Below are 12,726 nucleotides of genomic sequence, written 5' to 3'. Positions count from 1 at the left end.
CTTAAGTCATTGTCATTGTACAATCACAATCAACTTCCTATCTCTATTCAACACAATATCATGTCCATATTCATCAAGATGCTGATATTGATGTTCTCTCCAACCCCTTAGTTCTACCGATTTAACACCTGCTGATGAAAGAACTGAATAGAAGCCCACTCTGATTCTTGGATCTTCAGTCTGTAATAGTTCTTCATATAGTTTATCAGCCGTTGCTTTATCTCGTTTCAACCTCATGGTCAAGGGGGTAACAATCATTCGATAGACAAAAGTCTCTTGAAGTTTGGTCAAGTAGTATTTCAGGTTCTCCACAACTTTGTTATCATCCATCATTGAGAATATGAAGTTGTATGAGGCATAACAATTAGTCAATTCATACTTGTTCTCTTTTAACTCGCTATAAATCTCTTTCAAATTTTCCACGTTAGTGTTGAGTGAACAATTAATTGATATTCTATTAAAGGAATCATCATGCCATTTCCACTCTTCCAGCTTCAGAAGCTGTTTTATATCTTCATCTTTATCAAATTCAGTGACAATGATTTGAGCCAATGTCGCAGACATTTCGCTATTCGTATTATCTATATTGGCTATAACCAATTCTTTCAATAACTGTTTCTGGTTTCCCACTTTCATTAAGAACAGCAGAATATTTGCATCGTCAATATTATCTCTATTTTCATTAAGATACTTTACAATGATTCGAGCCGCGTCTGATGTTGTGTTAATATATTTTGAGAAGAAAACAACATAGGAATAGATACACTTGTCTTCCTTAACAATTTTCTTTAAATTAGCCATATCATCGGCAAGTAAATAATCAGCCTCATCAACGATTGTTTTCTCAATATATGGACTATCATTGTAGAAAATGTGCATCTGGGAAAATTCATACTCTTTACCACCAGAACTCAAGTTTAACTGCACATATTCATCAAGCTTATGATACATTAGATATATACAGAATCGCATTTTGTATGTGTATTCTGTTGTCACCTGAGCCGTATCGAACACCTCCTCGGTAACTTTGAATACGTCTGTATCCCTCCCCGTCCTTTTCAAATGAACAACTAGACATAAGACCATATCACAAAGGACATAGGCATTCCCTTCCTGTTTGAATAGGTGTAACATTCCCTCTAAATGCTCGTCCATACTCGACAGGTTGGAAATCTTATGTATCATCATGAGTCTTAAACGCGTATCCATGTGATACCACTTCTTAAGCATTCGAGAGGCTAACTCAGAACCATGATATTTTACTATAATCTGACCAGCAAATCTATAGTCGTCAGAATAATTAGTCAGAAGGTACTCTTTGACATCCTGACGCTCAGAATAATTCTGTATAATGGCTTCCAGTATGCCCCATTTTGAACCGAGGATATGGTCACTCATCGAGATTTCGCCATTGAGTATCCGTGGTATGTACCTTTCTGCAAATTCCTCCTTGTAATGTTCTATATACACAGACACTGCACGGTCTTTCATTATATCCTTGTTCGCATTATCGATACATTTATCTAGATATGCCTTAATACGTTCGTCATTGCCTTGGTATATTTCATATGCATATCCTGCTATCCACGAAGATTGGTTTAACGGCATCTCATCCAGACATCGCTGAAGTTTTTCGATAACATCAGCATCTTGTCCCCAGTTTTGGATGAGAGGATGGACAACAATATGCTGATAACTTTTCATCCCCTCTAATGCTTCAAGAAGTTTAGCTTTAATTCGAGAATCGTTAACAATGGTATTTACAATGAGGGACTCAGCACCCCACATAAAATGATTTTTGTCCCTATTGACAGCCCATTCGGTTATAACTTGAAGCAAATCAGAAGATAGTTCTTGTCTTTGAATAATCGCCCACAATTCATATCCATTCCCAAAATTAAAAGAATATTCCTTATTAAGTTCCTCCCTGATGGCCTTGATAACATTTGGATGATTTATCCAACATGTCAATAGATATTTCCAGGCTATATCCTTGCTAATACTACCTTGTTCTCTGTAGGGTGCGCTAACCGACTTTAAAGCCTTTTGCATGACAGCATCGTCTTGTAGGAAATATTGCTGCAATAACCGGTTAGCCTCCTCTCGAATTGAAAATGGTAGTTCTGAAACTAATTCAAGGATTCCATCAGATAAAACGGGCTCACCTTTAAATAAAGAAAACTCCATTTGATAAAAGTGAGTAAAGATGTCACCTGCCACAACTTTCCGTATTAGCTCGTTTTCCTGATCTATATCTATCCCATCTACAATAACACTTCTAATGAAGAAGGCTACCACTTCTGGCAATGTTGATGGTACTATATATGAATTAACCATCTCCAGCAACTTCTCATCTCCAGCGATATGATTCCTAATTACCTTAGATGCGAGTATTTTGTTGCTCACATCACCATTTATAACAGTCAAAACAACAAACTGGCGATCTTCTTCCGTCAAGTTAGCCACTTGTGCCAAACCAGATAACCTAATGTCATGATATACGGAAGCCGAAGGGATATATCTGGAAATAAAGTCTTCAATACGAGCCTGTAATGAGGTATTATACAAACCATCGAGCAGGATTTCCAGTAAATCATGTTTGAAGTCATAATCAGATTCCCACTCAATCCTTTGTATGTATTCTTCAATTTCTTCGAGTAAGAAATATTTGGGTGCTTTCACAGATCTTACCAGAACCTCTAATTTCAACTTATACAAATAATAATCCCTATAATCGTTTGTTCTTATAGGTTTTAAGATATTGTACAAACCTACAAAAGCTGATGCTGGCATCATTTCGAAAAGAAAGAGAACAACTTGGTGTAGCCCGGTATTCGAAACATTATCTCGAATAAACGCTTTAGCCCTCTCTATATCTACCGAAAGGTATTTGGCAGTCATAAATTCCTGTAGTTGCCTATTGATAAAGGAGATGCGAGAGCCTATTCTTTCCTCTATAACGCCCAGTTGATGTGTATCATGCCTGAATAAATCATCAACAATACGCGCATTATTCAGTTCCTGCCCTGATGTCTGACTATTCAGATATTGGTTAAGCAGTATTTCTGCCTGGGTCTTATCCATGCTGCCATCATTGTAATAGTCAAACATTTCTTTTGACAGAACTCCAAGCATCATTTTGTTACTTGTGTAGTCAAATGACCCAGAATAGTCGTAAGCCTGGTACTTGCGTGACTGCTGATGCTTAACAAACAATTGCTCCATTATACAGTCCATGGCTGCAATATTGTTGTGAGGAAGTTCGTTACCCTGTAGATATTGCCCAATAAGGATGGTTAGCAGCATAGGGTTCTCTTTCATACGATCAACGTCATGTAGCGACCTCAACTTAGCAGATAGGAACTCTGCTGTCCTCTTTGTTTCGCGAACCAGACCATTATAATGATCAACGCATTTCTTCACAAGCTCATCCTGCTGTAGCGCAGACAATGGTGCGATTGTATATGTGTCGCTTGTACTGAAGGGAGAATTGATATTCGCAATGCCATATTCCCTACTTGAAAAAATGGCTAGTAAATTACCAGCTTCTGTCTCCGCCTTCACTTTACGAATAATTCTATCTGCTTGTAAGGGCTCATCACCCCATTCATCTATTCCATCAGCTATTAATAGTATCTTTTGCTGCTCAAATGCATATTCCAGATAATGGCTGTTTTTCTCCCATAACTTACTTTCTTGAAGCCAATCCCGAACTATGCTCTTTATATCACTATCGCAATTCCTTGCCATATATGAAAATGGCATCCATACAGGTAAGTAGCCGTCATAGATATCCATTTTTCCTTTTAGTAGTTGTAAGGTAAGATACTTTAGCAAAGAAGACTTGCCTGAGCCGGGACCTCCCACAATGAGTAATATATTCCTGCTGGGATTCAATATGGTTGATGCAGGGATTCTGATTTCTCTATTGCTCGTTTTATTCAGTTGGCTATAGAATTCTTTAAGATATTGCTCACTATATTCTTGAATCTCACTACTTTTTATATAGAGATTTGTCGGATCAGCCAGAACAAACTTCTCTTCTGGTTTCACTTGATCATCAGAATATAAGCTTTGTACTTCATCAATAAAGTCAGGCATTACAAATCTTGCCTCTAGAGGGAACCGCGTATTATTACGGTTAACCAGTATTGAATCATTGACATCACGGAACAAGCTACCGTAAACAACATCCATTGCTTGTTTACACTGTGTTATTTTGATGAAATTAAGTGATTTCCATCTTCGTAGCGTTAACTGTGATTTTATCTTTTCTTCTAATACCTGTGTAATCTTTACATTGTGAAACTCACCTTCCGTCGCAGCATATTTCCATAGTACACCATACATCAATGGTTGATTCTGGGCAAAAACACCACCACCAGACATTCCATGTAAACTGTCCATCTTGTCTACATGCGAAGTGATATTAACCAAATCTACTTTGCTATCTACACATTTACAGTCCAGTCTGGTAATTATATCTTGTGCCTCACCTGAAACCCCATATAGTTGCATGGATTTTTCTTCAATGAGGTCATCCGCCAACAAGAAGGGAGTAAAATGCTTTTCGCTCTTGTCAATCTTAATGATAAGAAAATCTTCACCAATAGGAAGTAAAGAATTCGAGATAGTGTCTTTTGTAATGGTTTTATAGGTTACAAAATGGCCATCCTCAAATACTTCTATTTCGATTGTTCCTATCTTATCAAGAACAGCATTCAACTTCTTTTTTCTAGTATCTTTAAAAATATGCTGAGCTGTAAAGATATAATCATACTCGTCATCTCCATCTAATGGGTATAGGACTCCACTTCCTCGAAACTGGAGTCCTCTTCCTTTGATGTCAGCCTTTATCTTAACACAATTACTGCGTATGTCAAAAGTTGAATTCATTGCAAACGTTGAGATTAATATTATTTTCTGTCAACTCTTCTGCTGTTATTCCAAGTACATCAAGAGATTCTTGATAGTTAAAATACACGTTGATTGCCTTATCTGCACTGTCTCTGTAGCGAATAAGCTTGGCAATAGTCTCTTTATTTGGTAAATAATATTTATTATTCTTCTTTGTCGAAATTATGAAGTTTGAACATGTTACCTCGTTAAGGATGTTTTTAGTAACATTTCGCGTACTCCCATGATGGGGAAGTTTCATAAAATCCAATTCAAGAGGTGTACCGTTAGTCTTATTATAAGACTGAAGCGCATCACATAGTTTCTTAGGGGTACTGTCACCTGGTAACAATAACTTCTTGCCTTCACATTCAGCCAGAATTATAATTGACTGACTATTGGTACCTCCTTCATCTATATCGTCATCATCAACATTATCAATCAAGGTCCTTAAATCAATATACCAATCATCTGAACGAACTCCAAGCTCATCAGGTTCTTTCGGCTTATTTTCATATGCAACATCATGGTCAGGTGCTAATACATGCAGTTTTATGTCGCCAAACTCTATCGTAGAACCAAGTAACTCGGAAGTATTATTATTCCAGAACAATCCGTCTATTTCAAGAAGAAGAGACGTTAACTCATTTCCTTCGCCTACAGAATATTCATCTGTCTCTTCTTTCTTGGGAAAGTTAAACCAAACTTGTTTCAGCCTATGTGTCTCTCCAATTTCTTTCATGTGTTTAACCAATGCTATGATACCAGCTATGTGGTCAGAATCAATATGAGTCACCACAAGCAGGTCAATAATCTCATCCTGTGGCATTTTGCTATACTTGGCCCTAATAGCTGCTGTAGATTTTCCACCATCAATCACAATATTCTTCTTATTGTGACTAACCCAAATACTATCACCAGTACCTGCTTGAAGAATCTCTATGACCATTTTCTATATATGTTTTATTAACTTATAACAATGTAATCAGTCTCTCAAACAATCTATTAGGATTATTTTCATTCCATCCTCGCGGGTGTATGCCATTTCTCCACCTGTGAGGGCAATTAGCGAATCTGGTTCACGAAGCCTTAATCGAAGAATCAACGAAACAACATTTCTTTCCTGTTCGTATTACAGTCCTTGAGCGAATAGCCAAAGACCACGCTTCAATATCATCTATGACAAAAATTTCTCCAATGCACTCCATAATCATCAAACGTGGGCATAGATAGCCCTTTCATTTCCTCTGCGACATCGGCAAGCATGTATGTTTTTTTAAGTACAGATGTTTCTTGCGTATGCATGAAGAGTCAGTCTTGTCAACGCTGGATTTCGATGTGTCTTACCCACCCTCGAAATATCCTCGTCACAGATTACTTCCTCATAATCTTTAGCTATCAGTAATTTCGTATCTAAACTCATATCTTCAAGTGAAACTGGCCAACCAGATATTTTATCTCTTTCGAGACTAACTACGAAAATAGTGATTACATCTCATTCAGCCAATTATTTTTCTATTTTTGTTCTAGATAACTTTGTATTTTTGATGGTATACAGTTTGTTAAATTGATTCGGTCAAAGATGGTGATTGTATCGAAAGCAACTTTACTTTATCTCCGTATTCATATATACGTTCATTAAAGTAAAGCTAACAGAGGGAGAAAAAGAAATGGCTTCGCCAAAGCCGAGCCGAACCATATCTACCGATTTTCTCTTTTGGCTGCAAAAGAATCCGAAATCCTAACTCAAAAGCGAAGCAAGATTCGCCCCTCATCAAGACACAAAAGCAACCTGCAAATCCGTAAATCCATCTCCGATTTTGCAGCCTCAATCGGCGAAATAATCACCGATATGCCTTATCTTTGCGAACCAGAGGTTTCGGAGCAAAAGAGAGCTATTTTTCTCTTTTCCCCTTCGTTTGAAGATAAACTAAGGTTAAAAGTGTTAAATCTTCGATTTTCGGCAAAAAACAAGTAAATTTTTGAGCCTTCTACCTTTTAAGCCATAAAGTATTGACAGTCAATTAGCATAATATGCTGCATCGGGAAGTGAGAAGCGCATACTATCATTGCTGCAATAAAATAGATCGTTTAAAGAAATCACTATGCCCATTATAGAAATATCATCCTTAACAGACTCCGGAGTAGAAATATTCAGTACCCTCACTGAAGCTCAATTACGGAATCGTATCGAGCCTGATAAGGGATTGCTTATTGCAGAAAGCCCCAAAGTTATCCATGTAGCTCTGAATGCTGGTTATGAGCCTTTAGCCCTCTTGTGTGAACAGAAGCATATCACTGGTGATGCCGCTGGCATCATTGAACGTTGTGGTGATATACCTGTCTATACCGGTGAAAGAAAGTTACTTGCCACATTGACCGGATATACACTGACGCGCGGTGTCCTCTGTGCCATGCGTCGTCGGACACTACCAAGTGTGGATGAGGTGTGCCGGAAAGCCCGGCGGATCGTAGTCATTGAGGGCGTGGTAGACGCTACTAATATCGGAGCCATCTTCCGTTCCGCAGCCGCCTTGGGAATAGATGCTATATTATTAACACGCAATTCTTGTGATCCGTTAAACCGACGTGCAGTCAGGGTTTCGATGGGTTCTGTCTTCCTGATACCATGGACTTGGTTGGACGGTTCTCCCAATGAGTTGCGTAAACAGGGTTTCCGTACAGTCGCTATGGCACTCACGGAGAAATCAATCTCTATCGATAATCCTATCTTAGCAACCGAACCCAAGTTAGCCATCGTAATGGGAACAGAGGGGGATGGTCTTCAAAACGAAACAATCAATGAGGCGGACTATGTAGTCCGCATTCCTATGGCAAACGGTGTCGATTCTCTCAATGTAGCCGCCGCATCCGCTATTGCTTTCTGGCAACTTCGCGTTCAAAATGACGCAATTCTGCCACCATTACCAGATGATGTACATATATGATTACTTAATTCCTATTCACACCTACAATACGTATTTGCGCCACAGGAACAGCGAGGCAATAACTTTTCCATCAATTCACTTCGAAAGAACTCATACAGTTCTTTATGCATGATGTCATATAGTGCCCTAACCCGTTCTTCCTGCTCATCTTCTACATGAATTCCTCCCTGAAAGGGATCTGTAAAGTTGAAAGAAACGTATTTTCTCACTACCCCCTGCATTTCTTTTTGCACTTCCTCCGCTTCCGGACAAAGGGTAATGACATAATCCCACGTCTGTTGGGCATACGTCGCAACGTCACAGGGCTTTCTACGCGAAAAATCATATCCATTTTGTTCCATCACTTGGCAAACAACGTCAGGGACAGAATTTCCAGTCAAAATACCGGCAGTACTAACCTTCATCCCTCTACCGAAGGAGTTCAAAATTTCCTGTGCCATACGACTGCGGCACATATCATTATTACTTACTATCAGTATATTCTTCATACACAAATTCTATTTTTATTTATTTCCTGATATAGCTACTTTAATAACTCCATCTAATTTGTTTTCAAAGATACGATAGGCCTCCTCAATCTCATTCAACGGAAATCGATGTGTAATAAGAGGAGTAGTATCAATTTTACCTTCCTCAATCAGCTTGAGAATCTCGTTACAATCGCAGCCATCCACTCCACCTGTTTTAAAAACCAAATTCTTGCCATACATATCAGGTAAAGGAAGAAGTTGTGGTTTATCATAGAGGGCTACAATCGTGACAATAGCATTAGGACGGGCACAATTCCAAGCCAAATGGAAGGAATCGTCACTCCCTGCCACTTCCAAAACGACATCTGCACCACCATGGTCACTATTCTTGAGAACAAAATCCTTGCAGTTTTCCGGTTCAGTCACCAACACATCAGGATAATGCTCACAGACAAACCGAATTCTTTCAGGAGACTTTTCACAGACAATAATGCGTTTTGGCTTCTTCAGCATCACACACAACAAAGTACAAATCCCGGTAGGTCCGGCACCGATGATAAGAACAGTATCTTCCGCGGTTATTTCCGAGATACGCGCTGCCCAAAAGCCTGTTGCAAGCACATCACCGACAAACAAAGCTTGTTCATCACTCACTGTATCCGGAATACGATTCAAACCTTGATCCGCATAAGGAACTCTGACATATTCCGCCTGACCGCCATCAATTCGGCAACCTAAAGCCCAACCGCCATTAGGACCAGTACAGTTATTCACATATCCATGCTTACAGAAAAAACACTCACCGCAGAAAGTTTCGACATTCACAGTCACCCTGTCACCAGGCTTCACCGAAGTGACATCAGCCCCCACTTGTTCTACCACACCTACCATCTCATGCCCGACTGTTATTCCGGGCACAGCACGCGGCACACTGCCATGTTTAATATGAAGATCACTGGTGCAGATGCTACCAAGTGTTACACGTACGATTGCATCCCGTGAATCCTTTATTTCCGGTCTCGCTTTCTCCTGCAATTCAAACTTTCCATGTTCAATATATGTGTATGCAAGCATAATATCCTTCTTGTTCATTAATATATACCTTGCAAAGATAATGATTTCATTGGCAAAACAAATCTCTTTTATCACGTTCAATACTCCCAAACCGAATCTCACTCTATATTTATAACAATACAAAGCTGAATAAAGTCATTCACTGTTTTTTCTACTTCAACTTTGATATTCTGGAAAATATTCTTACTTTTATATTCTAAATAATAAATAAAAACAGCAGCACGACTTATTATATTTACACACAAGCCTATGATAGATACTTCCGAAAATCTGATTATTATAAAAGGTCAAATCAAGACTCCCGAAATAGAAAGCTGCCAGAATTATGATGGCAGCTATAAGATAGTATTCCGAAATGTTCCTAGTACGTATACGTATAAAGAAGAAAATGTCCTTTGGCTGACTGATCCGGACAAACCGGACCCCAATAATTATCAAATAATCAGTAAAGGAAGAGCTTTATCGAACATTAAAGCCTTATCTATTTTTAAAGCCGGATCACACAACTATTGGCACATTTGTTTTCAGAATGGTAAAGAGTATGATTACAGAGAAAAGGACTTAGAAATTATCGAATCATGCTTGGGAGAGAATCGTTCGAAAAGTATATTCGAATATTTGAAGAAAGTTGCCGATGCGAACGAATTGAAAGCCGATGACGGAACGAAGCTATTGGCAAAACAATATGAAAAGATTCATTTCATCGCAAACAACAGAGCTATTGCTGTATATCTGAATCCTCAAAAATATAAAATGCAGACCCAGACTGCCTCAACCTTGATTTTTCCTTTCGGTTGTAATGCAAGCCAGCAAAAAGCAGTCCAGGCAGCTTTTGAGAATCAAATCAGTGTTGTGCAAGGACCTCCAGGAACCGGAAAGACACAAACGATTCTGAACATCATTGCCAATATCCTTGTGCGTGGTAAGACTGTTCAGATAGTATCTAATAATAACTCCGCCATTGTCAATGTACTTAAGAAGTTATCCAAATACGATATGGGATTCATTGTTGCATTGCTTGGCAGCACAGCTAACAAAGAGAAATTCATCGAGACTCAAGAAGAGGAAAAACAATATCCGGAGCACTTTGAGTCATGGCATGATACGGATGCCGACCAACCTCAATTTCTCAATCAGATACATCATCAGACAGAAGAACTAAAAAGCATATTTTCCAAACAGGAACGCCTTGCCATGGCAAGACAGGAAATACAAGCTTTAAAAATAGAGTGGCAACATTATCTGCAAGAGTTCGGAACAAAAGAATTTACTCTCCAACAACGGAAAAGTTCCAGTTCGGCAGACCTTCTGAATTTATGGAATGAATGTCAGCAATTTGCAGAAAAAGAGCAATCATCAAGTCTTCGGGGAATAGCAGCTTTTATTCAACGGTTGAAATGGTTCTTCTTTAAATTCAGGAGCAAAGCGATTTGTAAAATCCCCGATAAAGTTTTTTATAAACGGGAGATGAGTTTGATTATCGCCGACTTCCAAATCTTATTCTACCAAACAAAGTACGCAGAACTGGAAGTCAAAATAGACACATTAGAAAAGGAGCTTGCCAACAAAGATGCAGCAGAAATGGCTAGACAAATGGCCGATACATCAATGAAATATCTAAAGAATCAGTTATTTCATACCTATGGCAATAATCATGACAAGCCCATCTTTACGCTCCCTGATCTAAAAAATAATTGGCGAGAGGTACAGAAAGAATACCCTATTATCTTAAGTACGACCTTTTCATCATTAAGCAGTCTGCAACGAGATGCCGTATATGATTATATCATTATGGACGAAGCATCACAGGTTTCCGTTGAGACCGGAGCTTTAGCCTTGTCATGTGCTAAAAATGCAATCATTGTCGGTGACACCATGCAACTTCCCAATGTGGTCACGGAAGAAAATAAGGAAAAGCTAAACTTTATCGCTAATGCGTGCCTGATTAAGCCGGAATATGATTGTGCCAATATGAGTTTTTTGCAATCCATCTGCAAAGTTATTCCGAATATACCGCAGACCTTGTTACGGGAACATTATCGATGCCATCCTCGAATCATCAACTTCTGTAATCAGAAATTTTACGGTGGAGATCTCGTCATCATGACACGTGATAAAGGAGAAGAGGATATCATTTGTGCCATACGGACAGCCAAAGGTAACCACTCCCGCAGTCACATGAATCAACGGGAAATAGATGTTATCAAAGAGGAAGTACTACCGAATCTATCTTATGAAACAGATGAAATTGGCGTCATAGCTCCATATAACAAACAAGTAGATGCAGTAAAATCCGCACTTGGAGAGGATATTGATGTCGCAACAGTCCATAAGTTTCAGGGAAGAGAAAAGGATGCTATCATTATGACCACTGTCGACGATGTCATTACTTCCTTTTCCGACGATCCAAACCTGCTCAATGTTGCTGTTTCGCGGGCTAAGTCACAATTCTATTTAGTCGTATCGGGAAACGAACAACCCAAAGACTGCAATATCAGCGATTTGATCGCTTATATCGAATATAACAATGGCACAGTTTCCACCAGTAAGATTCATTCTATATTCGATTATCTATATGAGCAATATACAGATGCCCGAATTGCCTATTTGAAAAAACACAAGAAAATATCCGAATACGATTCCGAGAATCTTACATTTGCCTTACTCGAAGATATCCTGAAAGAAAATATCAATATGCGTCATTTGAATATCATTTGCCATTTACCACTCTATATGTTGATTCAGGATTATTCTTTATTGAATGAAGAGGAAAGCAAATATGCTGCAAATATAAATACTCATATTGATTTTCTAATTTATAATCGTGTGAGTAAACAACCGGTATTGGCTATTGAGACGGATGGTTATGCATTCCACAAATCGGGGACGAGTCAGTCAGAACGTGATATTAAAAAGAATCATATTTTAGAGTTGTACGGAATTCCGTTAGTGAGATTGTCTACTATTGGTAGTAATGAGAAGAAAGTTATTGGAGATAAGTTAAGTGAAGTATTAAACTTGCATTAGAATGTTCATTGCAAATCATATTTTTTTGTTAGAATAGGAGTTTCTGCATATTCTAACAACCAAAAGAATAAATTTTACTCCAACTATAACAATCACATCAATAATAATGCCTACATTTACTTCTCATTTAAAGTACGACAGCACTATGGAAATTATTTTCTACTTTTAATACATTAATTAAAATGCAGATAAGATACAATACACATAACAATAAGAATCATCTGTTTTACCAAAATAGGCAGATAAATAAACCGTATTTCGACCAAATACTAAGAAATGATCAGGAAAGTATTAGGTTAACAATTCTACGC

The 12,726-nt window shown here is 38.3% G+C and carries 7 protein-coding genes; 2 read left to right on the top strand and 5 right to left on the bottom strand.

What is annotated here, in order from left to right; all coding sequences use genetic code 11:
• Positions 1–12: 12 nt before the first annotated feature.
• The 3 genes from DXA54_RS04675 to DXA54_RS28375 all read right to left on the bottom strand — a co-directional run bounded on the left by DXA54_RS04675 (position 13) and on the right by DXA54_RS28375 (position 6,319).
• Positions 13–4,896, bottom strand: a complete 4,884-nt coding sequence (locus tag DXA54_RS04675) for an NACHT domain-containing protein (RefSeq protein WP_010992321.1) — start codon at positions 4,894–4,896, stop codon at positions 13–15.
• Entirely contained in the window at positions 4,880–5,845 is a 966-nt protein-coding gene (locus DXA54_RS04670) for a ComEC/Rec2 family competence protein (protein ID WP_010992320.1), read from the bottom strand. Before DXA54_RS04670 ends, DXA54_RS04675 begins: the two co-directional genes overlap by 17 nt.
• 327 nt (positions 5,846–6,172) lie before the next feature.
• Positions 6,173–6,319, bottom strand: coding sequence for a hypothetical protein (locus DXA54_RS28375; RefSeq protein WP_207903489.1), 147 nt, complete (start codon positions 6,317–6,319; stop codon positions 6,173–6,175).
• 682 nt (positions 6,320–7,001) lie between these two features.
• Here DXA54_RS28375 and DXA54_RS04665 point away from each other — a divergent pair.
• Positions 7,002–7,844 carry a TrmH family RNA methyltransferase gene (locus DXA54_RS04665; RefSeq protein WP_120079038.1) on the top strand — a complete coding sequence of 281 codons (843 nt, stop codon included), beginning with the start codon at positions 7,002–7,004 and terminating at the stop codon, positions 7,842–7,844.
• Positions 7,845–7,855: 11 nt separating this feature from the next.
• Here DXA54_RS04665 and DXA54_RS04660 read toward each other — a convergent pair whose 3' ends face one another.
• Complete coding sequence (locus tag DXA54_RS04660; protein ID WP_120079037.1) at positions 7,856–8,332, bottom strand: low molecular weight phosphatase family protein; 477 nt, start codon at positions 8,330–8,332, stop codon at positions 7,856–7,858.
• A 15-nt stretch (positions 8,333–8,347) separates the two neighbouring features.
• Positions 8,348–9,388: an alcohol dehydrogenase gene (locus DXA54_RS04655; protein ID WP_371682931.1), complete on the bottom strand. Its 1,041-nt coding sequence runs from the start codon at positions 9,386–9,388 to the stop codon at positions 8,348–8,350.
• A gap of 249 nt (positions 9,389–9,637) precedes the next feature.
• On the opposite strand from DXA54_RS04655, the gene DXA54_RS04650 reads away from it, so the two are divergent.
• A complete protein-coding gene (locus DXA54_RS04650) occupies positions 9,638–12,415 on the top strand; it encodes an AAA domain-containing protein (RefSeq protein WP_120079036.1) in 2,778 nt (925 codons plus the stop codon).
• The last annotated feature ends 311 nt before the right edge of the window (positions 12,416–12,726 follow it).

This window comes from Bacteroides sp. OF03-11BH (genome assembly GCF_003604005.1).
In the GTDB taxonomy this organism is placed as follows: Bacteria; Bacteroidota; Bacteroidia; order Bacteroidales; family Bacteroidaceae; genus Bacteroides; species Bacteroides ovatus.
Note: the sequence above shows the minus strand (reverse complement) of the source record. Positions and strands in the feature narration are given on the sequence as shown.